Source organism: Qipengyuania xiapuensis, from assembly GCF_019711395.1.
GTDB lineage: Bacteria > Pseudomonadota > Alphaproteobacteria > Sphingomonadales > Sphingomonadaceae > Qipengyuania > Qipengyuania xiapuensis.
The window spans coordinates 1167834-1193389 of the sequence record NZ_JAIGNL010000001.1 but is presented as its reverse complement, the minus strand read 5'-3'; the positions used below and the strand labels follow the sequence as shown (position 1 = coordinate 1193389).

General features: G+C 62.8%; 21 protein-coding genes. 14 read left to right on the top strand and 7 right to left on the bottom strand.

The features are described 5' to 3' along the window. The first annotated feature begins 7 nt into the window (after positions 1 to 7). The 5 genes from K3163_RS06050 (at position 8) to K3163_RS06030 (ending at position 6853) form a co-directional block, all read left to right on the top strand. Positions 8 to 1300: an O-antigen ligase family protein gene (locus K3163_RS06050; protein WP_221553505.1), complete on the top strand. Its 1293-nt coding sequence runs from the start codon at positions 8 to 10 to the stop codon at positions 1298 to 1300. Further along, positions 1297 to 2673 carry a lipopolysaccharide biosynthesis protein gene (locus K3163_RS06045; protein WP_221553504.1) on the top strand — a complete coding sequence of 459 codons (1377 nt, stop codon included), beginning with the start codon at positions 1297 to 1299 and terminating at the stop codon, positions 2671 to 2673. The genes K3163_RS06050 and K3163_RS06045 overlap by 4 nt, the downstream gene beginning before the upstream one ends. After that, entirely contained in the window at positions 2670 to 3833 is a 1164-nt protein-coding gene (locus tag K3163_RS06040; RefSeq protein WP_221553503.1) for a glycosyltransferase family 4 protein, read from the top strand. Before K3163_RS06045 ends, K3163_RS06040 begins: the two co-directional genes overlap by 4 nt. A gap of 93 nt (positions 3834 to 3926) precedes the next feature. Continuing rightward, positions 3927 to 6254, top strand: a complete 2328-nt coding sequence (locus K3163_RS06035; protein ID WP_221553502.1) for a GumC family protein — start codon at positions 3927 to 3929, stop codon at positions 6252 to 6254. A 5-nt stretch (positions 6255 to 6259) separates the two neighbouring features. After that, positions 6260 to 6853 carry a sugar transferase gene (locus K3163_RS06030; protein ID WP_345719704.1) on the top strand — a complete coding sequence of 198 codons (594 nt, stop codon included), beginning with the start codon at positions 6260 to 6262 and terminating at the stop codon, positions 6851 to 6853. A 3-nt stretch (positions 6854 to 6856) separates the two neighbouring features. Here K3163_RS06030 and K3163_RS06025 read toward each other — a convergent pair whose 3' ends face one another. Genes K3163_RS06025 through K3163_RS06015 form a run of 3 tightly spaced genes read right to left on the bottom strand, consistent with a single transcriptional unit; the run spans position 6857 to position 9617 of the window. Then, the gene (locus tag K3163_RS06025) at positions 6857 to 7528 is read right to left on the bottom strand and encodes an HAD family hydrolase (protein ID WP_221553500.1); all 672 of its coding nucleotides are present in this window, start codon (positions 7526 to 7528) and stop codon (positions 6857 to 6859) included. Continuing rightward, on the bottom strand, positions 7525 to 8493 hold the full coding sequence (locus tag K3163_RS06020) for an ATP-grasp domain-containing protein (RefSeq protein ID WP_221553499.1): 969 nt from the start codon (positions 8491 to 8493) through the stop codon (positions 7525 to 7527). The genes K3163_RS06025 and K3163_RS06020 overlap by 4 nt, the downstream gene beginning before the upstream one ends. Next, on the bottom strand, positions 8490 to 9617 hold the full coding sequence (locus K3163_RS06015) for a glycosyltransferase family 4 protein (RefSeq protein WP_221553498.1): 1128 nt from the start codon (positions 9615 to 9617) through the stop codon (positions 8490 to 8492). The genes K3163_RS06020 and K3163_RS06015 overlap by 4 nt, the downstream gene beginning before the upstream one ends. A gap of 198 nt (positions 9618 to 9815) precedes the next feature. On the opposite strand from K3163_RS06015, the gene K3163_RS06010 reads away from it, so the two are divergent. From K3163_RS06010 to K3163_RS05980, 7 genes are all read left to right on the top strand, one after another. Beyond that, positions 9816 to 11396: a glycosyltransferase family protein gene (locus K3163_RS06010; protein ID WP_221553497.1), complete on the top strand. Its 1581-nt coding sequence runs from the start codon at positions 9816 to 9818 to the stop codon at positions 11394 to 11396. A 155-nt stretch (positions 11397 to 11551) separates the two neighbouring features. Next, positions 11552 to 12373 (top strand): glucose-1-phosphate cytidylyltransferase, encoded by an 822-nt coding sequence (rfbF, locus tag K3163_RS06005; RefSeq protein WP_221428760.1) that lies wholly within the window; start codon positions 11552 to 11554, stop codon positions 12371 to 12373. Further along, positions 12366 to 13508, top strand: a complete 1143-nt coding sequence (gene rfbG, locus K3163_RS06000; RefSeq protein ID WP_221553496.1) for a CDP-glucose 4,6-dehydratase — start codon at positions 12366 to 12368, stop codon at positions 13506 to 13508. The genes rfbF and rfbG overlap by 8 nt, the downstream gene beginning before the upstream one ends. Next, positions 13499 to 14719: a DegT/DnrJ/EryC1/StrS family aminotransferase gene (locus K3163_RS05995; protein WP_221553495.1), complete on the top strand. Its 1221-nt coding sequence runs from the start codon at positions 13499 to 13501 to the stop codon at positions 14717 to 14719. Before rfbG ends, K3163_RS05995 begins: the two co-directional genes overlap by 10 nt. Continuing rightward, positions 14712 to 15971 (top strand): class I SAM-dependent methyltransferase, encoded by a 1260-nt coding sequence (locus K3163_RS05990; protein ID WP_247712470.1) that lies wholly within the window; start codon positions 14712 to 14714, stop codon positions 15969 to 15971. The genes K3163_RS05995 and K3163_RS05990 overlap by 8 nt, the downstream gene beginning before the upstream one ends. A 28-nt stretch (positions 15972 to 15999) precedes the next feature. Beyond that, positions 16000 to 16968, top strand: a complete 969-nt coding sequence (locus tag K3163_RS05985) for an NAD-dependent epimerase/dehydratase family protein (protein WP_221553494.1) — start codon at positions 16000 to 16002, stop codon at positions 16966 to 16968. Continuing rightward, on the top strand, positions 16961 to 17956 hold the full coding sequence (locus tag K3163_RS05980; RefSeq protein ID WP_221553493.1) for a glycosyltransferase family 2 protein: 996 nt from the start codon (positions 16961 to 16963) through the stop codon (positions 17954 to 17956). The genes K3163_RS05985 and K3163_RS05980 overlap by 8 nt, the downstream gene beginning before the upstream one ends. Here K3163_RS05980 and K3163_RS05975 read toward each other — a convergent pair. From K3163_RS05975 to K3163_RS05965, 3 genes are all read right to left on the bottom strand, one after another. Next, a complete protein-coding gene (locus tag K3163_RS05975; protein ID WP_221553492.1) occupies positions 17895 to 18335 on the bottom strand; it encodes a GtrA family protein in 441 nt (146 codons plus the stop codon). The genes K3163_RS05980 and K3163_RS05975 overlap by 62 nt on opposite strands. Positions 18336 to 18337: 2 nt before the next feature. Then, positions 18338 to 19639 (bottom strand): UDP-glucose dehydrogenase family protein, encoded by a 1302-nt coding sequence (locus K3163_RS05970; protein ID WP_221553491.1) that lies wholly within the window; start codon positions 19637 to 19639, stop codon positions 18338 to 18340. Between the two features lie 199 nt (positions 19640 to 19838). Beyond that, positions 19839 to 20456 carry a LuxR C-terminal-related transcriptional regulator gene (locus K3163_RS05965; protein WP_221428767.1) on the bottom strand — a complete coding sequence of 206 codons (618 nt, stop codon included), beginning with the start codon at positions 20454 to 20456 and terminating at the stop codon, positions 19839 to 19841. Between the two features lie 740 nt (positions 20457 to 21196). Here K3163_RS05965 and K3163_RS05960 point away from each other — a divergent pair. Together K3163_RS05960 and K3163_RS05955 are read left to right on the top strand one after the other, a co-directional pair. After that, positions 21197 to 22561, top strand: coding sequence for a phosphotransferase (locus K3163_RS05960; RefSeq protein ID WP_221553490.1), 1365 nt, complete (start codon positions 21197 to 21199; stop codon positions 22559 to 22561). Continuing rightward, positions 22561 to 23847, top strand: coding sequence for an acyl-CoA dehydrogenase family protein (locus tag K3163_RS05955; RefSeq protein ID WP_221428769.1), 1287 nt, complete (start codon positions 22561 to 22563; stop codon positions 23845 to 23847). The genes K3163_RS05960 and K3163_RS05955 overlap by 1 nt, the downstream gene beginning before the upstream one ends. Here the strand turns inward: K3163_RS05955 and K3163_RS05950 are convergent. Continuing rightward, positions 23844 to 25481: an acyl-CoA dehydrogenase family protein gene (locus K3163_RS05950; RefSeq protein WP_221553489.1), complete on the bottom strand. Its 1638-nt coding sequence runs from the start codon at positions 25479 to 25481 to the stop codon at positions 23844 to 23846. The two genes, K3163_RS05955 and K3163_RS05950, sit on opposite strands and share 4 nt — an antisense overlap. Between the last annotated feature and the right edge of the window lie 75 nt (positions 25482 to 25556).

Genomic DNA, 25556 nt, shown 5'->3' with positions numbered 1-25556 from the left:
CTCTCGATTGGCGGAAAATCGGCATGCGACCAGCATCGCGCCGATCACTGTCGCGCCGCTATTCGGCCAGATTACCATCATCGCCTGCTTCTTCCTTTCGTGGAACCTGCTGCGCGTACCTTCGACGAATATCACCTTCTCGGCGGCCGCGATCTTCCTTGTGGCGTTCCTCTTGCTCTTCTCAACCCGTCTGAGAATGGCCGTATTCGGGCGCTTCACTGCATTCTGGCTGCTGGGCGTAGCTATGCTGATCGGGGGACTTCTCATCGGGTCCGTGCTCAATGGGGCGACGACCCGATGGCTCATCGTCGGTGGGCAGTACTTCTTCGCGCTGGCAATGCTGGCCGCGGTTTTCGCCAGCCTGAGCGAATGGACCCTGCATCGAGCGGCGCTGGCGTTCGTTTTCGGTGTGGCGCTGTCGCAGCTGATCGGCGTGATTGCGATCCAGTTTTACACCTATGAGGACCTCACGCCGATCGTCGGACGGACCTTCCTGATGGGCAACGGCCGCCTCGGGGCGATGACCGGGGAACCCAACTCCAATGGCGCCCAATGCGCCTTCGCGCTTGTCCTTCTGGTTCATGCAGCGCTTGGACATCGCATCTCGGGCTGGCTCGCTTTTCTCACCGGGGGCGTGATTGTTGCGGGAATGGTCGCCAGCGCCAGCGTGACTTCCTTTATCGCCTGCGTGCTTGGCCTTGGCATCCTGCTCGTTTTCACGAGCTTCGGAGTAATGGCCAAAATCATCGTGCCGACTGCGCTGCTGGCAATTGCCTATGTCGGCATGGGCGGTCCCGTACCCGAGATTTTCCTGAGCCGCGTGGCCGAAGCCCTGGTATCGTTCGATCCGACACAGGCCGGTACGTTCACCGGGCGAGTTGCGCTTATGGATGAAGCCTGGCGCATGGCAGACGACAATATCTTCTTCGGCCTCGGCGTCGACCGTTTCCGCGAGGTCAGCGTGTTCGGCGCACCTGTTCACAACCTCTACCTGCTGCTGCTAAACGAGGGCGGCATCCTGTCGCTGCTCGGGCTGATCACGCTGATCATCTGCCTGTTCGCAGCAGCCTTCGACATCCAGCGCCGCAATCGCCTGAACGGTGCCATGTGCCTCGCCATGGCGTCGATCTTCTTCACCTACGCCGCCTCCATGCCGCACATGTACGACCGCATCTGGGCGGGCCCCGTGCTCCTCGCCTTCGCCATCGGGATGGCTCCTGTCGCCTCCTGGCTCCAGACCTATGCCGGACCGCCCAGCTATGCGCCGCCACGCGGGGGCAACGCCGGGGCGGTCGCATGAGCCGGACTCACGACCTGCGTGGCGCCGTGGATGGCGGTTCGGGCACGAATGCCAGCGCCCATTCGCTCGGCGAACTGGTGAGAAGCCGCATCGCGAGCATCGCCCATCTGCTGACCGGCAATTTCGGTGTCGCCATTCTCATGTTCGCCAGTATTTCGCTTGCGGCACGGGCGCTTGGTGCGGCCGAATTCGGGGCCTTGGCGCTGATCCTTGCTGTCGGTCGAGTGAGCGAGCGACTTGTCCGCTTCGAATCGTGGCAGCCCCTGATCCGATATGTCGCGCAGGAGGAGAATTCCGGCGACGCTCAAAGCCTTTCACGACTTTATGCATTCGGACTGCTCCTCGACATATGCAGCGCGCTGCTGGCAGCGGTCCTCGCCATCTCGGCAGGCCTGTTCCTCGGTCAATTCTTCGGTCTCGAAGCCGACCAGCTGCACCTCGTGGCAATCTATGCATGCGCCATCGCACTGAACATCCGGGGCATGCCGAGTGCGGCTCTCAGGATGTCCGGAAGGTTTCGCACGCTCGCCTATATCCAGGGCTTTTCGGGCCTGCTTCGCCTCTTGGGCACGCTCGTACTGCTCGCTCGTGGGGACGGCCTCGCCAGCTTTGTGCTGCTCTGGACTGCCGCGCAGATCTTCGACGCGATGCTGTTCAATCTGGCCGGCTTCAGGGCGCTGCGCGACCAAGGGGTTCCCAATCCGCTGCGGGCAAGCTGGCGCGGCCTGAGGCAGCGCTATCCCGGCTTCCTCAAGTTCGCGTTCTCGACAAACCTTTCTTCCATGCTTCGAACACTGACGCACGAGGTCGATACCCTGCTCGTCGGCGCATTGGTCGGACCTACCGGGGCCGGCCTCTACTACCTCGCCAGGCGCATTGCGAAGGTGGCGCAGCAGGCTGGCGACCTGGTGCAGACCGTTGTCTATCCGGACATGGCCCGCGTCTGGACGGGAGTGGCGTGGCGCAACATGAGCAAGATCGTAACGTCGGTGCAGCTTGTGCTCGCAGCTCTCGCCCTCGCCGCGATCTTTATCATCTTCCTCACCGGAGAGCCGCTGCTGGTCTTCGCGCTCGGCAACGATTTTGCGGATCTTTTCCCGCTGCTCCTCGCCCAACTCGTGGCGGTCGGCCTCATCCTTCACGCCGCACCGTCGCGTTCGGCGCTGCTGGCCATGAACAGGCCTGGCCTGGTGCTGGTGGTTGCTGCGGCCGCAACGGCCCTATTCTTCGCAGTCGCATTGCTGGCAATCCCGCAGCTCGGACCGCTGGGTGCAAACTTTGCGCACATCGCCTTCGGCCTGTTCACCGCCGTCTGCCTCGACATCGCCATGTGGCGCGGGATCGGGGCTCGTGGCGCGAGTGAGAAGCCATGAACGTCGCGGGTCTTGAAGCCCGGATCGCGGAGAAGCCGCTGACCGAGGAGGCTACGGTACCGTCGCAGACGGTCTGGTCGGTGATTACCAGCCTGACATCGGGCGGGGCCGAAATGCTCGTGGTCAATCTGAACCGCGAATTCGTGAAGGCGGGTTGGCGTCACCATGTCATCGCACTGTGTGACGCAACCGAGCTGGGCAATTCCGAGACCACCGAGGCAGCCTTGCGCCAGCGTATCGAAGATACGGGCGGACAGTTCACATCATTGAAGCTGCCCAAGTCGCGGAACCCCCTCTCGGCCGCTTCGCCGCTGCGTCGCCTGCTGAGAGGAGAGGCGCCGGATGTCGTGCACCTGCATACGGCACGCGCGGTTCCGATGCTGGCCCTGTCGCGCTATCGCGGGCCGACCTGCCTGACACATCACAACAGCCGGCTTTCCTTCCCGCGGCACATATTCCCTGCCCTTGATGCATATGTCGACGAGTACGTGGCGATCTCGCCCGAGACGGAGGATATCTACGCTCGCCTCAGCAAGCGGCCGGTCACCACGATACCCAATGGCCCCGGCGAGGATTTCGCCGCCTCCGAACCGCGCAAGTCGGTAGGAACACCGGCCCGGATCCTCAGCGTGGGAGCCATTTCGGAGCAGAAGAACTATCCTCTCCTCCTCGACGTCGCTCGCCGTCTGGCGGCCCGACTGGGCAATAGCGAGCCGCCGCAGTTCGCCATTGCGGGAAGCGGGAGGCCGCTTGAACAGTTCCGCGCAGAAGCCGAACGGCTGCCGGACAAGGACATGGTTCGCTTTCTCGGCGAGCGAGGAGATGTGCCGGACCTGCTCGACGAGACCGACATCTTCCTCAACACCTCGCTCTACGAGGGTCAGTCTGTTGCGATCCTCGAGGCCATGGCAAAGGGGCTGCCAGTGGTCGCCACCGACGTTCCCGGCAACCGGGACCTGATCGCTCACGGTAAGAACGGCCTTCTCTGTCCGGTCGACAATCCCGACGCGATTGCCGAAAGCATCCTGACCCTGGTGAGAAATTCCGAAATCTATAGCCGGCTATCGGCAGGTGCCCTTGCCACCGGAAAGCGTTTTTCGATCGGGAATACTGCGGCGCGCCACATCGATCTCTATCGGCGGCTAATCAGCGCAAGCTAGCCGACTACCCGAATGGGCTAAGCCCCTTTACCCTGCCTTCCACACCTCTGCCCGATAGGCGCGCTCTGCGGCCGGGTGCATAATCCAATCGCCATGCAGAACGCCCTCGCACCAACATACGCTAGCCAGGTACCGGCCGGTCCTGCCCAGCTTTCGGCCCACCCGCTCTCGCAGGACATCGTCAGACCGATCTCCTTGCGCGACCTGCTGCGGATTGCGGAGCGCTACCGCAAGATGATCATCGCCATCGTCGCGACGATCACACTGGGAGTGCTCTTCCAGCAGTTGATCTCTCCCACGATCTATCAAGCCACGAGCCACGCGCAGGTCGAGCTGATCGACGAGGTCGGGACGAACCAGGCCGACATCAGTTCGCGCAACGCACAGCGTGTCGCGAACGCCGTACGCCTGCACCGATCCCGTGCATCCGCCTCACGCCTGATCGACGATCTCGCGCTGCTGAGGAATTCCGATTTCGCCCGTGAACTGGGTGGGTTCGATCTTCCCGAACAGGAATTGCGCCAGGCGGCGATCAACAAGGTCATCGACATGGTGTCGGTCACCTCGGAGCCGAATTCGGACCTGCTGCAGATCACCGTCAGCTCGCGCTCGCCCGAGCTCGCAGCCGAGATCGCCAACCAGCTGCCCGTTTCGGTCGGCACCGTCCGCAACGAGACCAGTGAGCGCCGGCGCGAGGAACTCCTCGCTTCGCTCGAGGAAGAAATGGAAACCCGCGGAGAAACCGCCAGGGAGGCAGCACAGAGGGTGGCCGATTTCCGGGCCGAGAACCGCATGCTCGTTGGTGCAGGCGGTGCTGAAGACATGGCGCAGGTGAACCGTATTGCCGCCCAGGCAGCCTCGGCCAGCGCAATGCGCGCGGGATCTGCAGCGCGCAGCGGCGGCGTGGCTTCGGCAAGCACCATGTCGAGCTCGGCCAATGCAACTTCGGCCGCAGTGCAGACGCTCGAACGCCAGCGCGCGGAGCTCGTCTCCGAACAATCGAAACTTGCGACCAGTTTCGGTCCCAACCACCCCGACATGGTGCGCGTGTCGTCCCAGCTAGCAACCGTGGACCAGAACCTCGCGACCGAGCGCGCCCGCGCACAGTCCGCGGCTGACGAAGTGAATGCCGCGAATGCCGCCCGCATGCGTCAACTGGCGCAGAGCGAGGCCTCGCGCGACGCGGCAACCGCTGCCCGCCTCGCGGGTATCGCCTCGCAACTCGAAGGCGCGGCATACCGCAATGTCGAGAACTCGGTCGCGCTCGAACAGCTCGTGCGCGAATCCACGCTCGCCGACCAAGCCTACAGCGCGATCGCGGACCGCGTAGAGCAAATCCGCTCGCAGATGCAGCTCGAAGGCGTGTCGACCACCATCGTTTCATCGGCAGTGCCAGACTACGATGCCGTTGCACCGGCACCGCTCAAGATGACGCTGTTCGCGCTCATCGGTTCGATCGTGATCGCATTCCTCGCCGCATTCGTTCGCGAATTCCTCGACGACCGCCTCAGGACGGCGAAAGAAGTCCGGCGCAACTTCGCGCTTCCGACTTTCGGCATGTTGCCGGCGCTGCCCGACGGTTCGCTCGCAGACGATCCGAACGAGAGCCCCGTTATCGAGGACCCCCAGTCGCTGTTCGCGGAGGTTGCCCGCTCGGCCTATACCGATGTGCGCATGCTGCGCGAGCGCAATGGCTCGCAGGTCGTGCTCGTCACCTCGCCGCTGCCGGGCGATGGCAAGTCGACTGTCTCGCTGACACTTGCCGCGGCAAGCGTTGCTGCGGGCGACAGGGCCGTGGTTCTCGATCTCGACCTTCGCAAGCGAGGGATCCTGCAGAAACTGCAGAACAATGCCGAGGCACCCGACCTGCTCGATATCTTCACGGGGCAGGTGGATCTCGATTCTGCCTTCCCTATCGGCATCGAGAGTTTCGACGAGGACCACGCCTCCTTCGTCGAAGACATCGAGCCCGGGCACATCACTTTGCTCAGCACGCGGCGTCCGGTCGATGATCCGGCAGCGCTGTTGTCATCGCGACGCCTCACGCAGCTGATCGACGAGCTTCGCGAGCGCTTCGATTTCATCGTCATCAACGCACCTGCCACCCTGGCGGTGCGCGACGCACGCGCGATGGGCCAGTTTGCAGACCACACGCTGATGGTCTCGCGCTGGGGCCGGACGACCAGCGAGCAGATGAATGCCGCGCTCGAGCTTCTCGGCCAGTCGGTCAACGCCGTGATCTTCGACCATGTCGATTACGCCGAGCACGCAAGGCGCCGCTATGGGGACTCGGTGCAATTCTATGTCGACTCCTCGGATTATTACTCCGATGATTTCGAGCAACCGCAGTCGTTCACCCGCTTTAAGCGTTTCCTGAACCAGCTGCGTGGTGGACTTCGTCCGAGCGTCGAAGCCGGTTAGTTCCGGTGCTCGCCGAGGTCCCCAGCCGGTTTGCTGCGGCGGTCATGCTACTCCTGTTGGCGCCCGTTGCAGCATTATTGGCACTGGTCTCGCTCATCTCGATGGGCGGGCCAGTGCTTTTCCGGCAAGAGCGCTCGGGCTTGCACGGACAGCCCTTCACCATGGTCAAGTTCCGCTCGATGAACGATGCCCGCGACGCGGAAGGTCGATTGCTTCCCGACGGACAGCGCGTGACGGCCTGGGGACGCTTCCTGCGCCGTTCGCGGCTCGACGAACTGCCCGGCCTTTGGTCCATCGTGCGCGGCGACATGGCGTTCGTTGGCCCCCGCCCGTTGCTTCCCGGTACCATAGCGTCGCTCGGAGAACGCGGTCGCCAGCGAGGACAGGTGCGGCCGGGGCTAACCGGCTGGGCGCAGGTCAACGGCAATACGTTGCTCAGTCTCGACGAGAAGGTGGCGCTGGACCTCGACTATGTTCGCAATGCCTCGCTCGGCCTCGACTGCAGGATCATCCTGCGCACCATTGCCGTCATGATCGCGGGCGAGAAGCGCACCGGCGAAGCGGCAATGATCGATCCGCCTTCGCGGCGGCTTCGCTAGGCATCAGGCAGGTTTCAGCTCCTTCAGCGAGGTGAGCGAGAGCCGCGCCGCGTGATCCGGCGTCGGCGGGGAACTGTTGTGGACACGTCCCGGCCGCACGACCTGGATCGTGAGCCAGCCCATTTCATTCGGCGCAAGAAAGTCCTTCGAGGCATTGTCCGCAATGTAGACGAGCTCTTCCGGCGCGTGACCGCTGCGTTCGGCGACTTCGCGGAAGGCTCGCGGATGCGGTTTCCCGAAGTCCCCCTCCCACTGGCCTGTCAGGATAATGTGGTCGATCCGGCTGTCGAGACCGAGCGCGCGAACCTTCGCCGCCTGCATGGCCTCGGGCCCGTCGCTGATCAGCGCGGTGCGTTTTGCGGAGAATCGCTCGAGGAAAGCGGGCACGTCGTCGCAGAGGGCAATGTCCGGCTCGTGCCCGCGATAAGTGCGAACCATCGCGGGAATGTCCCGCTCATCGCCCTCGATCCCGAAGTAATCGAGCGCGCGGTCGAAGATGTCGCCCCTGTGCCCGATGGCGAGCAGTTCGAAGCAAACGGTTGCGAACTGCTCCGGATCGACGAGCCGGGAAAGCGAACGGCCCACTGCCGCATATCCGCTGCGCGCGAAATCGCGCTCGAGATAGAGCGTGTCGTCGAGATCGAGGACGATGGTCTTGGCGGTGAGCTCGATCACACGAAGATCGCCGCATCGTAGCGCAGCATGGTCGCGCCCTCGCGCCAGTCGTCCGATGCGCATTCGGCATTGCCGCTGGCGAGCGCGAGGATGCTCTCGGCAAACCTTCCCCCCGCGTGATCGGCAAGCGGATAGCCGCCCCCGAAGCGCGCGTTGATCTCGAACACCCGCAGCCCGCGCGCTGCGTCGCCGATCAGCTGGAAGCAGGCAATTCCGCGCAGGCCGGGTAGCGCATCGACGATCGCCTGCGCGATGGCGTGAATGTCGGCCCTCCTGACAGTGCGCCCCTTTTCGACCTCACCTGCCCGCACGGACAGCCGGACATGGGGGATCACCGACTGCAGCCTTCCCTCGGCATCGACATAGATGTTGACTGTGTATTCGTCGCCGGAGAGCAGCTCCTGGAGGATCATCGGCTCGTCATAGCTATCGCGAATATCCGCGGAGGTTTCGACCACGCCGATGCCGCGGCTGGCGCTTCCGCCCGAGGGCTTGATGAAGGACGGCCAGTTCCAATCAGAGGGCAGCGCTTCCCCCGTAGAGAGTTCGATCGTGCGGGGTACCGGCACGCCGGCATCTCCCAGCGTCGAAGCGGTCAGTGCCTTGTCGCGCACGATCCCGATCGTCGGGGCGGAGCTCACATGGACGAAGGTTCCTATCTCGGCGAAACGCTCACGCGCTTCTGCAAGCGGTGTCAGTTCGGGATCGATCGTCGGGACAAGCAGCTTGATCCCGTTCTCGCGGCAGTAGTCGAGCAAGGTAGGGATATAGCTCTCGTCGGTGCAGCGCGGGACGGCAAATCGCCGGTCGGCGTCCCTGCAAGCGGCGCTGAGTTCGGGATCGAGATCACAGGCATGAACCTCCAGCGCGAGACCGAGCCGCTCGGCAGCATCGCGGAAACAGCGGGTCAGCTCGACGCGCCGCCCGGCAGAAGTGAAGAGAATCGGGAATGCGTGTTTGCTCATCCCTTTGCCAGAGCCCCCTCCGCGCCGATTGCCGGAATGCCGGCACTCTCGTGGCTGCTTGCGAGCCGGTCGACCAGGCCGTCCCACAGGGGCAGAATTGCCGAAGGCGCATAAGAGCGGGCCTGCTTGCGCACAGCCTCGCCAAGACGGGTGCGCAGATCCTCGTGCGTGATGAGGCGTTCCATGGCGCCTGCAAGCTGTCCGACCTGCTCGGGGGGCACGAGGAGGCCGTTCACGTCGTTATGCAGCATCTCTTCTGGACCGAAGTCGCAGGACGTCGAAATTATCGGCAGTCCCGCCGCCATCGCCTCGCCGAGGACATTCGGAAAGCCTTCGTAACGTGAAGAGAGCACGAAGATGCCGGTCGAGGTGATCCAGCTTCCGGGCTCCTCGCTCGTGCCTCGCAGCGTTGCCCTTCCCGTAAGTCCCTTGCGTTCGATCAGCGCCTCGAGCGCGTCCCGCTCAGCGCCGTCGCCCCAGATGTCGAGCTGCCAGTCATCATGCCTCGCCGCGACGAGCGCGAAGGCCGAAACGAGCACATCGAAACCCTTCTGCCGGTCGAGACGACCGACCGCCGTTATCCGCTTGGAGCCAGTTTCGGGCGCAAATCCGGGCGCGGCCACCGGATTGTGGATCACCACCATCCGGTCACGCAAAGTGACGGGGAAACAGCGTTTTACGGCATGGGTCTGACAAACGATGGCATCACTGCGTTTGTAGGCATGGCGCAGCAGCCGGTTCCACAGCGGATGGGTCTTCTGCCGTTCCGGATTGTTCCGCTCGCACGCAGCCCAGGCGTGATCCATCCCCAGCCCCGCCAGGGCGGCAACGAGGTTGTTCTTGGTCAGGAAGGACAGGAGCACATCGGGCTGCAGCTCCTGCAGAACCTTGCGCAGGCGCCAGGCCTTGCGGAGGACCGAACGCACACCGCCTCCCGGGCAATCCAGCCGGACGAGATCGATACCCTCAGGAAGCGGGTGGTAGACCGGGTCATCGGGCGCATCGAAGGCGATGACCGTGACCTCGCGCCCCGAAGAGGCCCAATGCGCACACAGCTGGGCGATCACCCGCTCTGCTCCACCCGCTCCCAGAGCGGTAATGAGTATGGCGACATGACGGGCCACGAAACTGGTCTTCGATCTCCTGAATCCGGGAATCTGAAATTAGCACAGGGGTGCACTCAAACGAGCGGTGCATCCGGTCTAACCCCTATTGCCAGCGGACACGCCCAGCCTCGCTAGCGATCGTGAAGTTTCGCCGCCCGAAAGGGGTATATCGTCATTCCAGTCGCTTGGATGGGCGGAGGCGGTCAGTCTGCCTCAATGCACACGCCGAGAGACGACGCAGCGCCGACGATGGATGCGGCCTTGCAGGGGCAGCCGTTCTGGCGCGCCTTGGGTGTTGGCGCGCTTGCCATCGCCGTTCTCGGACTGATCGGAAGATTGCTGTCCTACCCCTTGAATCGCGACGAGAATATGTTCGTTTCGGTGGCGCAAATGCTGGGCAGCGGCGATCTCTACCGTGACTTGGGGTACAATCACCTGCCCAACCTGCCCTACCTGCTCGGCGGAATCTTCGCCGTTACGGGGTCCTCCGGATATCTCCTCACGGCGCGGCTCCTTGTGGCCGTGTTCTGGGTGCTGGCGCTGTTCTTCCTTTGGCGCATTTCGCGCAAGGAAGCTGCCGGCCTCCCCGCCTTCCTTGCGGCTGCGTCGGTGCTGGTCGGCAGTACATTGCTGCTCGGCGAGCCGGGAATGCTGGCGACCAACAACCTGATCCCGGTCGCGCTGGTTTTTCCCGCGGTTTTCTTGCTGTTTCGAGGCCTCGATGAGGAACGGCCCTCCGCCGGATACCTTCTCGGTGCAGGCCTCGTCGCCTCGCTGGCGATCGGGTTCAAGGCGAACTACACTTTCCTTGCCGCCTTCTTCGTACTCGCCGTGCTGATTGCGCCCAAGGGGGCAACCGTGGGCCAGAAACTGCTATACGGGCTGCTCCCGCTAGGGATCGGAGGTCTCCTTGGCGGGCTCCCCTCCCTCGTGCACATGCTCGGCGATCCCGATGCATTCTTCGCGCATACGCTGCGCTACTTTACCGAGCTGCAGACCGCCTACTGGGCGGAGAGCGAAGCCCCGAAGACCGTATCGCTCAAAGGGAAGATCCTGCTCGCCCAGAGCATCTGGTTCGCCAATACCAGCCTCATCGCCCTGATGCTCGTGGTCACACAAATGGCTCTCATCGCTTCGACCGACGGTTTGCGTGCCCTCTTCGACTGGAAGGTCACGATCCTCGGACTGGCCGTGATAAGCGGTCTCGTCGTCGCCTTCGTACCGACGCCGTCATTTGCCCAGTATTTCGTTCCGCCCCTGCCCTTCCTTGTCCTGTTGATCCCGGTGCTTGCCGGAAAGCTACCAGGAGGAGCGCGCCAGTTCGCGGGCATCCTCCTCGCGGCTGGTGCGGCGCTAGCGCTGGTCAATGCCGTTCCGCGCCTCGGTGCCGGACTGGCTGCCTTCGCAAGCCCGTCTTCCTGGGGCACGATCGCCGACGGGCGAGCGATTGCTCGTGCCGGTTCGGAGGCGGGCCTCCGGCCGGGAGATCGCGTTGCCGCCTTCACCCCCGTCTGGGCACTCGATGCCGGCTATTCGATCTATCACGAGTTCGCAGCCGGCCAGTTCGTCTACCGCGTCGCCCCTTACATTCCGCCCGAAGATCGCCCTTTCTACCGAACCACTTCGCCGGCCTCGCTCACCAGCTTTCTCGATGCCGATCCCCCGGCAGCTGTCCTAGTGAACCGGGCAGAGCCGATGGAGGCAGACCTCGCCGCCTACGCGCTCTCGCGCGGATACCGTCCGGCAGGCCCTTCCGGCGAAGATCGCTCCTTTGATCTTTACGTCGCTCCGCGCTGACCATTTCGTATGGTGCTAGCCCCTTGGGAGGGGCGCTGGCTAAACCTGCCTAACCCCGATGCCCATTTCGGCAAAACCCGCACTTTCCGTAGAGTCTTCAGGTGGACGGGGCGCTTTTTCGCCCTCCAACCCGATTGAGGCGAAAGGAAGCTCAGATGAAGGTCGTTCTGCTGGCAGGTGGGCTCGGATCCCGACTTGCGGAAGAAACCGTCCGCATCCCGAAGCCCATGGTCGAAGTGGCTGGCCGCCCGATCATGCTTCACGTCATGGATATCTACGACCGCTTCGGCTTCACCGATTTCATCGTCGCCTGCGGCTACAAGGCGATCTCGATCAAGAGCTTCTTCCAGGACCTGCACCTGATGAACAACGACTTCACCGTCGGCATCGGGAATGGCGAGATGGACCTGAAGCCGACTTCGAAGGTCGACTGGAAGGTCTCGGTGGTCGACACCGGCCTGTCCACGATGACCGGCGGCCGCCTCCGCCGCCTGCGCGAATGGATCGGCGACGAGCCCTTCATGGTCACTTACTCGGACGGTGTCGGCAATATCGACATCGGCAAGCTGGTCGAATTCCACAAGGCGCATGGCAAGCTCGCGACGGTCACCGCTGTCCAGCCGCCCGCTCGCTTCGGCAACCTCGAACTCGACGGCGACAAGGTCTCCGAATTCACCGAGAAGGTCCGAAAGCACGAGACCTGGATCAACGGCGGCTTCTTCGTCTTCGAGCCGAAGGTGCTCGACTACATGCTGGGCGACGACGAACCGCTCGAGCAGGCACCCCTGACCAATATCGCGCGCGACGGCGAGCTGATGGCCTTCAAGCACAAGGGCTTCTGGCATCCGATGGATACCGTCCGCGACCGCGATACGCTCAACAAGCTCGGCACCCAGCCCGTGCCGCCATGGCTGGACTTCGAGAATGGCAAGCCGGTCCTTTCGACCGACGCGCCGGTGCAGCTGGTCAATGCCTGACAATCCCCCCGTCCCGATGAAGGCATTGGCCGGCTGCTTCTCCGGCAAGCGCGTGCTCGTGACCGGGCATACGGGCTTCAAGGGTAGCTGGCTCTCGCTATGGCTCGACCGCCTCGGCGCCGAGGTCACGGGTGTTGCACTGGAGCCGCCGCCCGGCCCCTCGATGTTCGAGATGGTCGGCCTGTCGTCCATGGTCGATCACCGGATCGGGGACATCCGCTCGGCAGAGGACTTCGAGCGCGCGACGGCAGAGCTTGATGTCGATCTCGTGATCCACATGGCCGCCCAGTCGCTGGTGCGTCCGTCCTACGAGAACCCGGTCGATACCTTCGCCACGAACGCCACCGGCACTGCGGTCGTTCTCGACCGTGCGCGCCGCATGCCGTCGCTCAAGGGCGTGGTCGTGGTGACCAGCGACAAGTGCTACGAGAACCACGAGTGGGAGTGGCCCTACCGCGAGACCGACCAGCTCGGCGGCGCCGATCCCTACAGCGCCTCGAAGGGCTGCACCGAAATCGTCGCAAGCTCGTTCCGCCGCTCCTATTTCGCCGGGGACGACACGGCGCACATCGCCACGGTTCGTGCCGGCAACGTCATCGGCGGCGGCGACTGGGCAGTCGACCGGCTGATCCCGGACATCATCCGGGCCACTCTTGCTGGCACGGCCGTCACGATCCGCAATCCGGCCAGCGTGCGCCCCTGGCAGCACGTGCTCGAACCGCTTTCGGGCTATCTCGAGATCGGCCGGCGGCTGATGGAAGAAGACGGCGCCGACTTTGCCGAAGCATGGAACTTCGGACCCTCGCCTAGCGCCTTCCAGGAAGTCGAGCCGATCGCACGCAAGCTGCAGGCTGCCTGGGGGCCGGGAGCGGCACAGATCGCCTTCGGCAAACGCCCCGACGAGCCGCACGAAGCGCGTCTTCTCACCCTCGACAGCAGCAAGGCCATGCAGCGCCTCGGCTGGACCCCGCGCCTGACCACGGACGAGGCGATCACGATGACCGCCGAATGGTACCGCGCCGCAGCCGAGGGATCGCTCGACATGCGCGAACTCACCCTCGCCCAGATCGACCGCTTCTGCGGCAATCCGACATCCACGAACCAGCTTGAAGGGAAACGCCCGGTATGCGCGTAAATTACGGACAGACCGTCCACGGCGAAGAGGAAATCGCAGCCGTCGTCGAAGTGCTGCGGACCTCCACGCAGATGGGGCCGAAGGTGCGCGAGATGCAGGAGCGCGTCTCCAAGCTCTTCGCCAAGAAGCACGGGATCATGGTGAATTCGGGTTCCTCGGCCAACTACTTGGCGATGGAGCTGCTCGACCTCGAAGAGGGCAGCGAGGTCATTACGCCTGCACTTACCTTTGCCACCACGGTGGCGCCGATCGTGCGCGGCAGGCTGGTGCCCGCATTCATCGATGCCGCCGTGGGAACCTACAATATCGACGTCGAGAAGATCGAGGAGATGATCACGCCGAAGACCAAGGCGATGATGATCCCCTCGCTGATCGGCAACCTGCCAGACTGGGACCGCATTCGCGAGATTGCTGACCACCACGGCCTCATGGTGATCGAGGACAGCGCGGACACGCTCGGCGCAACGCTGCGCGGTGAAAGCACCGGTACGCGTTCGGAAATTAGCACGACCAGCTTCTACGGTTCGCACGTCATCAATGCGGCGGGCAATGGCGGAATGCTGTGCGTCTCGGACGAGGAGCTCGCCCGCAAGGCCTTGCTGCTGCGTTCCTGGGGGCGGACTTCCTCGCTCTACCAGGACAGCGAGAGCATCGAGAAGCGTTTCAACGTCGATGTCGACGGGATCAGCTACGATGCGAAGTTCCTGTTCGACGAGCTCGGCTTCAACGTCGAGCCTTCGGAAATGGGCGCGGCCTTCGGTCTCGTCCAGCTGGACAAGCTCGAGAACAACATCTCCGCGCGCGAGCACAATTTCGCCCGGCAGATGGAATTCTTCAAGCAATACGAGGAATGGTTCATCCTGCCCGAGCAGATGCCGGATTCGCGCACGGGCTGGCTTTCCTTCCCGCTCACCATCCGCCCCGATGCGCCGTTCGAGCGCCGCGAGTTGCAGATCTGGTTCGAGGAACGCGACATACAGACGCGTCCTGTTTTCACCGGCAACATCCTGCGCCAGCCGGCAATGCAGAACGTCGAAACACGGGTGACCAAGGATGGCTACCCGGTTTCCGATGCCGTGATGCGCGGAGGCATTCTCCTCGCCTGCCACCACGGTCTCGACGAAGCGCAGATCGACTACATGCACGAGACTTTCGAGGGTTTCGCAAAGTCCCGCCTGTCCAACCCAATCAGCGAGGCCGCCAATGCTTGATCCCCGCAATACCGAAGCTCACCGTGAATCGACGATGGAAAAGTGCCGTGCCTGCGGCGCGGATCAGCCCTATCTCTTCCTGAGCTATGGCGAGCATTCTCCCGGCCAGATGCTGATCCGGCCCGAGGACATCGACGCGCCGCAGCCGGCATTCCCGCTCAATGCGCAGGCGTGCCTCGAATGCGGCCTGATCGCGGTCGCAGACCAGATCCCGGAAGGTTTCTTCACGCACTACCTCTACGTTCCGTCGGGCGCGGCGACGATGCACAGCCATTTCGACGAATTCGCAGACGTCATTGCCGCCCGCGCAGGGGACGGGCTGGTTGTCGACATCGGCAGCAATGACGGCCTGCTACTGGCCGCCTGTAACGCGAGGGGCTGCAAGACACTCGGCTTCGACCCGGCCGAGAACATTGCGGAGATTGCCGCCCAGCGCGGCGTCGAAACCCACGTGGATTATTTCCACCCGCAATCCGCCCGCGAAGTGCGCGATTCGCGGGGGAAGGCAAAGGTCATCACGACGACCAATACCTTCAACCACATCGGCGACCTGCACAGCTTCATGGAAGCGGTCTGCATCATGCTTGAGGATGACGGAACCTTCATAATCGAGGTGCCGTGGGCGAAGGAAATGCTCGAGAAGGCCGAATTCGACAACATGTACCACGAGCATGTTTCGGAATTCAGCGTGCTCTCGATGGTGAAACTGGCCGAGCAGTTCGATCTGGAAGTCAGCGACGTCACCTATCTCGACGGCATCCATGGCGGTTCGTTCCGCACCTTCATGACCCGCAAGAGCGCCGGTTTCCCGATCGGCGGGAACGTGGCGAAGATGCTCGAGGAAGAAGCCGCTATCGGCATGCTCGACCAGGCGACCTACGATGCACGCACCGAGGAATTCGACGCGATCGGCACCGAACTGCGCCGGATCATCGACGAACTGAAGGCGCAGGGGAAAAAGATCGCAGGCTACGGCGCATCGGCCCGTGGCAGCACCACGATCACCTACTTCGGCATCGGCGCAGACGATCTGGACGCTCTCTTCGACAAGAACCCGCTGAAGCACGGCCTCTATTCGCCCAACACGCGAATTCCGATCAAGCCGGTGGAAGCGATCGAGGAAGACAAGCCCGACGTGCTCTTCATGCTCGCGTGGAATTTCTTCGACGAGATCTACGCGCAGCAGGAAGCATTCCGCGCGCGTGGCGGCCAATTCCTCGTGCCCTATCCGAAACCCCGGCTGGTTTCCTGACCCGGCCCAGCGGAAGAAGGACTTAAGCGTGGAAGGCAAACGCTGCCTCGTTACCGGAGCTGCAGGGTTCATCGGATCGCATCTTTGTCGCCGGCTGGCGAGCGAGGGTGCCGAGGTTCACGCGCTTGTGCGACCCGGAAGCGGGCCGGAAAGGATCGTCGGCATCGCCGACAGGATCACGATCCACCGCGTCAACATGGTCGACCGGCGCGCGATGGAAGACTGCCTGAAGTCGGTGGAGCCGGATCTTGTGTTCCACCTTGCCACGCCTACACGCGGGCTCGGAGAGCCGACGGCCGAAGCCTCCCGCTCCTCGGTCGACACGATCCTCCTGCCGCTGATCGATCTGGTCGACATCCTCGCCGCGCTGCCACGCCCGCCGATCAATGTCGTGCGGGCGGGCACCATTGCAGAATACGGCCACATCGCCGTGCCCTATCGCGAGCACCAGCACGAAGAGCCGGTCACTCCCTATGGTGCCGCCATGCTGGCAGGGACCAAATACCTCGGGATGCTGGCTAGCCAGCTGCCCTTCCCCATCGTGAGTGCACGCCTTGCGCTGACATACGGGCCCGACCAATCGCGCAATTTCCTGCTTCCTTCACTGTTCGAGGCATGCAGCCGCGGAAATGAAATCGAGATCAGGCGACCCGACGACCGGCGCGACCTCATTCATGTGGAGGACGTGGTCGACGCCATGATCTGCCTGGCCGGGGATCCGCGTCCCGGAGCCAGTCACGTCAATATCTGCACCGGCATCGCTCCCACGATGAGCGAAGTCGCCCTGATGGTTGCCGAAGCCATGGATGCCGATCCTGGGATCGTGAGGCTGGGCAAGACACGGACGGGAGAAGAGGTCAGCCATCTTCTGTCCGATCCCGGAATGGCAGCACAGGTCTACGGATGGCGTCCGAAGATCGGCATCAGGGAAGGCATCGGTATGCTCGCAGACCATTTTTCCGGCTCATTGAAGGCGGAGGTGCGTTCGCGTGGCTAGCTCCGACAAAACCCTCGTTTCCGTTCTCGTTCCGGCCTTCAACGAGGAGGAAAATGTCGAACGGGCCTACAGCTCGATCGTGACGACTTTCGACCGGCTGCCGGACTACGACTACGAGATCATCTTCACCGACAATCACTCGACCGACCGGACCTTCGAACTGCTCGAGGGGATTGCGCGCAAGGATCCCAAGGTGAAGGTCATCCGCTTCTCGCGGAATTTCGGATACCAGCGCTCGCTACTGTGCGGCTACAAGGCGGCCACCGGCGCCTGCTCGATCCAGCTCGACTGCGACCTGCAGGACCCGCCCGCGCTCATTCCGGAAATGCTCAAGCTTTGGCGGATGGACCACCAGGTGGTCTACGGCATCCGCCGCTCGCTTCCCGACGGTTTCGTCGTCCGCCAGCTTAGGCGCGGCTTCTATCACCTGATCTCTAAAGTGAGCGAGGACGACCTTCCGGTGAACGTCGGCGAATACCGCCTGTGCGACCGCCGCATCCTCGACGAACTGCGCAAGGTGAACGACACCACGCCCTATTTGCGCGGCCTGATCAGTTCGATGGGCTTCTCCCAGATCGGTATCGAATACGACCGGGCAGACCGCGTTGCGGGGCAGAGCAAGTTCCCGCTGCGCTCGATGATCTCGCTGGCGGTGGACGGCCTGCTGAACCACTCGCTGCTACCGCTGAGGCTCGCCTCCTATGCGGGCATCATCATCGGCCTGCTGACGATGGTCCTCTCCTTCGTCTACATCGTCGGCCGCGTGCTGTTCGGTCAGGCCTGGCCGGCCGGCTTTGCAACCACCACCATCCTCCTGCTGATGTCGATCTCGATCAACGCGATCTTCATGGGGATCCTCGGTGAATATATTGGGCGGCTCTTCATCCAGTCGCGCACCGACGCCGACCCGATCATCGAGGCAAAGCTCAATTTCGACGAGCCGCGACAGCATCCTCCGCACCTTCGCGAAATACGAAACGGCGGCTGAGCAGGTAGAATACCGCGGCATAGACGCAGATGGCCGCCAGCTGGACGAACGGGTTTTCGACAAAGCCCGCCGCTCGCCCTGCCGTCACTATGCCGAGATTGACGGCGTAGGATACGGCCACGACCGCGATGTAGCGCCCCATCTCGCCTCTCGAGATACGCTTGCGTACGCGGAAGGTCAGGACACGGTGCAGCATCCACGAAATCGGCACGCCCAGCGCGAAGCCGATGGCATTGGCAGCATAGTCTCCTGCCCCGAAGAACAGAGCAGCGAGGATAAAACCGTAGCCCAGCAAGGTGTTGAAGCCGCCGACCAAGAGAAAGCGCGCGATCTCCGCGAGGTCGCGCGTCGGCGCATTGCCTGACGGAATGCGGTCCATTCCTAGCGCCCCACGGCCACGTATTTCATGCCGAGCCGCTCGACCTCCTGCCGGTGGTAGATATTCCTGAGGTCGACGAGGACGAGATCGCGCATGCAGTCGCGTATACGCGAAAGGTCGAGGGCGCGAAACTCGTCCCACTCGGTAACGATGACAACCGCCTCTGCATCCTCAGCCGCTTCGTAAGGCGAGGACGCATAGTCGACGTGGGAGAGAACCTTGCTGGCCTGTTCCACCCCTTGCGGATCATAGGCGGAAACATTCGCGCCCGCATCCTGCAGCGCCTGGATGATCGCGATGGCCGGGCTGTCGCGCGTGTCGTCGGTCTCTGGCTTGAAGGTCAGGCCGAGGATGGCGACCTTCTTCCCCCGCGCATTGTCGCCGATGGCATGGACGATGCGCCGCCCCATCGCCCGCTTGCGCTTGTCGTTCGACGAAACGACCGATTCCACGATCAGCTGCGGCACCTCGTAATCCTGCGCTGTCTTCAGAAGGGCGAGCGTATCCTTAGGGAAGCAGCTCCCGCCATATCCCGGGCCGGCGTGGAGGAACTTGGGACCGATGCGCTTGTCGAGCCCGATCGCATGGGCGACGTTCTGGACATCCGCGCCGGTCTTCTCGCACAGGTCGGCGATCTCGTTGATGAAGGCGATCTTGGTCGCGAGGAAGGCGTTGCTCGCATATTTGGCAAGCTCGGCGGAAGAGCGGTTCATCTCGACCACCGGCGACTTGTTGAGGAACAGTGGGCGATAGACCTCGCGCATCACCTCGAGCGCGCGCGGGTCGTCGCTGCCGATCACGATCCTGTCGGGTCGCTTGAAATCGGAGATGGCAGCCCCTTCACGCAGGAACTCCGGGTTGGAGACGACTGCGAAATCGGCATCCGGATTTGCCTCGCGGATGATCTCCTCCACCCGCTCTCCGGTTCCGACCGGCACGGTGGACTTGGTCACGACCACGGTGAACCCCTCGATCGCAGCTCCGATCTCGCGGGCAGCGCTTTCGACATAGGAAAGATCGGCATGCCCGTCGCCGCGACGTGAGGGAGTGCCGACAGCGATGAAAACGACATCGCTGGCGCGGACCGTTCCGGCCAGGTCGGTCGTAAATGCGAGGCGACCTGCGGCAACGTTGCGCTCGATTAGCGTGTCGAGCCCCGGCTCGAAGATGGGTACTTCGCCGCGGTTGAGTGCGGCCGTCTTTTCCTCGTCGATATCGACGCAGGTCACATCGTGTCCGAAGTCGGCAAAGCACGCGCCCGACACCAGTCCGACATAACCCGATCCGACAACGCCAATTCGCATTTTTCCGTGTCCTTCTGCGCAGGTACCGCAGGGACCATGCGGAGCCTCGCCGAGACCCGCAATTGCTCTTAAGGCTACGAAATCACTAGCAAAGCCAGCTGGATGCTAGCCTTGCGAGATGTACGAAAAAGGGCGCCGGGAAAAGGGGTTAGCCCCTGATCCCGACGCCCGAAAATTTCAGGCTATGATACGTCGCGCTTCAGGCCGGCTGGCTGATGCGCTGCTCCTCGGCCGGCTCATCTGCAGGCCGAGCTTCAGCTGCAACCGTCGCACAGGCCGCATTTGCGTCCACGCCATTGTTGACGGCCCAGATCGCTGCCTGCGTGCGGTTCTGCACCATCAGCTTGCGCAGGATGGCTTTCACATGGACCTTCACAGTCGCCTCGCTGATATCGAGACGGTGGGCGATCACCTTGTTGGGATAGCCCATGATCAGGCAGCGAAGCGTTTCGATCTCGCGCTCCGAGAGCAGCTTGACGAGGTCTGCACCGCTCTTGCCGCTCGGACCAGGCATGACACTGCGGTCTGCCAGGTGGTCGAGAAGGGCGCTCGGAAGCACCTTCTCGCCAAGCGTCACGAGACGCAGGGATTCAACGAGCGAACGGCAGGCAATTTCCTTGACGATGTAACCGTCGATCCCGGCACGGAAGGATTCGACCATCATCTCGTATTCGAATTCGTCAGTGAGCAGCACCAGGCGCGAATTGCCGAAGGCTTTCCTGAGCGCGTGCACTTCGGTCTTGATGTCGCTTGCGGCGCTGACGTCGATGACGATCAGCTCGGATTCATCAATCGGGTCTTCCCCACCCGAGAGCATCGCTTCGCAATTTTTATAAGAGTGGGAGACGACGAATTCTTCTTCAAGAATACGGCTCAGCCCTTCCCTCATGATAGAATTGGCACAGACGAGCGCCACATTTACTTCGGATTTTTCCAACATATTCGAGTACCCCGTACAAAAGTGGAAGTACGCGAACCCAAGTGAGAGATTTTCTTATTTTTGTAAGAAACCGCCGCCGTCTGATATCTGAGGTCCCGTCCTCGAGCCCCGGCTGTTGTCGATTTCGTTATTTAGAATACGTGTTTTTCCGGGATGCTCAAGCTGAAAGGCGTAGGGATCGCTCCTCAAGGATGATGGTAGCGGCACCGGGACACGGCAAAAATGGCGGATTCCCTAGGGCAGTTGCTTGAAATGCAACGAAAACAGAAACTGGTATCGCTTACCTCCGGAAACCGATAATTTTTTTCAGAAATGCGCGTTTGAAATCTTCATAACGTTCACAAAAACGCGGAATTGTCGGATATTTCCAAATCGCAGAGCCAGTTTTGGCGCGACTCGGACTCGACCGATTCTCTAATTTAGTTCGGCCTAAAGTCGGCACGGGCAAGGCCGGGACTGCAACAAAAGTTAACCCTACCCCATTGTTGCCAAGGCCGCCTTCTCCACATTGGAGGCGACACCCTTGCAGTATTGCAGTCTCTTGGCGCCGAGAATTACTTTCGCGCCTTCGATTTTCGGGCCTTGCCCCGGTTTCCCGCATAGGTCAGTGTGACCGCATGGGAGAGAGCGAGGGCGACAGCCTGCTGAAAGACGGTCTGGCCAAGGCGCTCGCGCGCGCCGGCCTGCCAACGCCCGATGCGCTGCGGCGGCTGACCGGCGGCGCCACCATGGAAAGCTGGCGGTTCGTTTCGGGTGGTGAGGACTTCGTTCTGCGCCGTGCGCCAAGCTCGGCCTTCATGGAAGAGCGTCCATACGGGCACGATACCGAGGCCGCGATCATCCGTGCGGCCAGCGAGCAGGGCGTCACCGCACCCGAAGTGATCGCGGAGCTTGAACCCGCAGACGGGATCGGCAGCGGCTTCATCATGCGCGCCCTGCCTGGCACGCCCGATCCGCGAGCAATCCTCGCCATGGACGATCCCGCGCAATTGCTGCGCGAGGCAGCACGAGACCTCGCGCTGATCCACCGGATCGCCCCGTCCGACCTCCCTTCCGACATTCCGACACTCGATTATGCCGAAGGGGTCGGAAAGTTGCGCGAGCAGTTCGAGGATGCTGGCGGCGACCGGCCAATCATCGCGCTCGGCCTGCGCTGGTTGATGGACAACCTGCCCGATCCGGTCGAGCCTGTGCTCAATCATGGCGACTATCGGCTCGGCAATATCTTGTGCGAGGACAGCCACCTTACCGGCGTGCTCGATTGGGAGCTCGCCCATTTCGGCGACCCGCACGAGGACCTCGCCTTCGGCTGCATGCCCGTCTGGCGTTTCGGGGCCTATAAGCGCCCTGCCCTCGGTTTCGGCTCTCTCGACGACTATTTCGCAGCCTACGAGGAAAATGGCGGCGGCAAGGTGAATCCGGCGCGCTTCCGCTTCTGGACCATCTACCGCACAGTCTGGTGGGCGCTGGGCTGCCTCAGGAATGCGCAGATGTGGCGCGGCGGCGATGATCGCATGCTGGAACGGGTCGTGATCTCGCGGCGGACAAGCGAGCAGGAGCTGGACCTGTTGCTGCTGCTCGAAGAAGACGTGCCCGAAGAATTACGCTCGAGCAGGCTAGAGAATATCAATGCCGAACTCGTCTACCGACACGTCGACAAGGGCGAGGCCACACCGGGCGAGATTGCCACCGCGGTTTCCGAATGGCTGGCGCAGATAAAGGACAAGGTGTCGGGCCATGACAGGTTCCAGCTTGCGGTCGCCCGCAATGCACTGGGAATGATCGCCCGCGGGGACGACTGGGGTCGCCTCGCTGTCGTCGACCGCGAATTGTGCGATGAAATCTTCGCCGGAAATGTCACGCTCGAAAGCGGCGACCTGCTCAATGAAATGCGTCTGGCAGCACTCGACAAGGTCGAAGCCGATGTGCCCAAATACCCCTCGTTAGCGGTCGCTCGCTCCAAATGGCTCGGAGACAATTGATGGATTTCACCGTCCCGCAGGATCTCGAAGACTACTACGCCGAACTCGAACGCTTCATCGAGGCAGAGATCGAGCCGCTTGTCGCCAAGGACGACAATATCCGCTTCTTCGACCACCGCCGCGAGAACGCCCGGACCGACTGGGAGCGCGAGGGCCTGCCCAATCACGAGTGGGAAGACCTGCTGCGGCAGGCCCGCAAGGTAGCGGACGAGGCCGGCCACTGGCGCTTCTCCGCACCGAAGAAGTATGGTGGCAAGGATGGCTCGAACCTCTGGATGGCAGTCATCCGCGACCGTTTCGCGCAGCGCGGGCTTGGCCTCCACAACGATCTACAGAACGAGCATTCAATCGTCGGCAACTTCCCCTTCGTCGCCATGTTCGAACAGTGGGGTACCGAGGAGCAGAAGCAGGAATTCATCCTCGGCGGGTTCGAGGGAACGCGCCGCGTCGCCTTCGGCCTGACCGAAGCGAACCACGGCTCCGATGCGACCCACATGGAGACGACTGCCGTTCGCGAGACACGCGACGGTGTCGACGGCTGGCTGATCAATGGCGAGAAGATGTGGATCACCGGCATGCATGTCGCCACCCACTGCGCGATGTTCTGCCGAACGTCAGGCGAGGCGGGCGATGCGCGCGGGATCACCTGCCTGCTCGTCCCCAACCCGACCGAGGGGCTGGAGATCGAAGAGTGGATGTGGACCTTCAACATGCCCACCGATCATCCCCGCCTGTCAGTGAAGGATGTCTGGGTGCCGGAGAGCGCTATGCTGGGCCGCGAAGGCCTCGGCCTCGCTCTCGCGCAGAGCTTCGTCCACCAGAACCGTATCCGGCAGGCCGCAAGCTCGCTGGGCGCGGCTCAGTACTGCGTGGAGGAAAGCGTGCGCTATGCCCGTGAGCGCAAGCCCTTCGGCGAGGAGCTTGCGCGCAATCAGGCGATCCAGTTCCCCCTGGTGGAGCTCGCCACCCAGTGCGAGATGCTGCGCCTGCTGATCTACAAGACCGCCTGGGAAATGGACAACATGCCGCACGAGGAGATCGAGAAAACGATTTCCGACAAGGTTTCCATGTGCAATTACTGGGCGAACCGGCTCGTCTGCCAGGCCGCCGACCGCGCTATGCAGGTACATGGCGGTATCGGCTATTCGCGCCACAAGCCCTTCGAGCACATCTACCGCCACCACCGCCGCTACCGGATCACCGAGGGCGCGGAGGAAATCCAGATGCGCAAGGTCGGCGCATACCTGTTCGGCTATCTCGGCCCGCGTCGGGGCAAGTTCGGCTAAGCGTCTTGTTTCAGCGCGGCATCGATCAGGCCGCGCGCAATGACCTTGAGGGCTAGCGTCTCTTCTGCGCCTTCGAATATCGAAAGCACGCGGGCGTCGATCCAGTACCGGCTCACCGGCATTTCCTCGGCGTAGCCCATGCCGCCATGGATCTGCAGCGCTTCACGCGATACCGTTTCGGCTGACCGGCAGGATATCAGCTTGGCGACGCTTGCCTCGCCGCTGCCCCCGCCCTCGTCGAGCCTCCTGCCGACATCGAATGCGAGCTGGCGGCAGGCGACATAGCGCGCCGCCATCTTTGCAATTTTGACCCGTGTCAGCTGGTATTCGGCAAGCGGCTGGCCGAAGACCTTGCGTTCACGCGCATAGGCGATCGCGGCCTTCAGGCTGGCGCGCATCAGGCCGAGCGCGCGGCCGGCGGTCTGGATGCGTCCGCCGGTCATGCCCGCCATCGTAAGGTAGAAACCGCGCCCAAGCCCCTCTTCGCCGCCGATCACATTGGCGTCGGGCACGAAGAAATCCTCGAAGGCGAGGTCGAAACTGTGCATGCCGCGATAGCCGATGGTCGGGATCGCCTTACCCTTCAGCGTCCCGCCGCCATCCTGTTCGACGAGGAATTCGTGTCCCTCGACGCTCGGTTTCTCGACAAGAAGGACGCTCAGCCCCCTGTGCCCCTTGGACCGGTCAAGATCGGTGCGAGTGACGACCATGAGCAGGCCTGCCTTGCCGGCAAAGGTGCACCAAGTCTTGGCCCCGTTGAGCAGCCAGCCGCCTTGGGTTCTTGTGCCCTTCAGGGCTAGCGAAGCGACATCGGAGCCGTAGTCGGGCTCGGTGATCGAGATCGCGCATAGCGGATCGCCCGCGGCAATTCGGGGCAGCCACTCCCGCTTCTGCTCTTCGGTGCCGCCTGCCAGCAGTGCCCGCGCGAGAATTTCAGGCCGCGTGATCAGGCTGCCCGCAGCCGCAAGCGAGGCTTCGGACAGGGCCTCGGTCACAGCGATCATCAAGGGCGTGTTCTCGCGCTCGCCAGCGCTCCCGCCATAAGCTTCAGGGATGGACAGGCCGAAAACACCCATCTCGCGCATCGGCTGGAGCAGGCTTTCCGGAACGGTCAGGTCCTTGCGGTGAATGTCCTCGGCAAGCGGCGCAACCACGTCCCTCGCGAAGCGAGAGAAGCCCTCGGCTGCCATTGCCGCCATCTCGTCGAGTTCGACCGCGCCCAGTTCGCCATCGTGTTCGACCACCCTTTCACCGAGATCGGAAAGGAAGGCAGGAGATGCGCCCCTGCTGCGCAGTTCGGCGAAATCATCGCTCGCGCGAATGGCAAGCAGCTCGCCCGTATCGATACCAAGACCGGCGTGGATTTCCTCCAGGCGGCCGAGCGAGGTGACGACACTCTCGGCGACGAAGGCGGTTGCCAGGTCCCGGTCGAGCTCGCTCATCCGCTCCTGACCTGCAAGGCAGCTTTGCGCGGCGAGCAGGTCGGCATGGACGACTGCGACCTCATAGCTCGCCAGCTGGTGCTCGTCGGCAAGCGCCGGATCGATCCGGCCATCGCGGGCGCAGCGTGCAGCCAGTGTCGCCACAGCACGCTCAAGCTCGTCGCCGATCCTGCCAAGAAGTTCGCGTGTCATTCTCTCTCCGCCTCATGACGGCAAAATTCCGTCATGCCCGTTCCCGCAATCAGCGGGAGCGGCACCCTGCAGTGG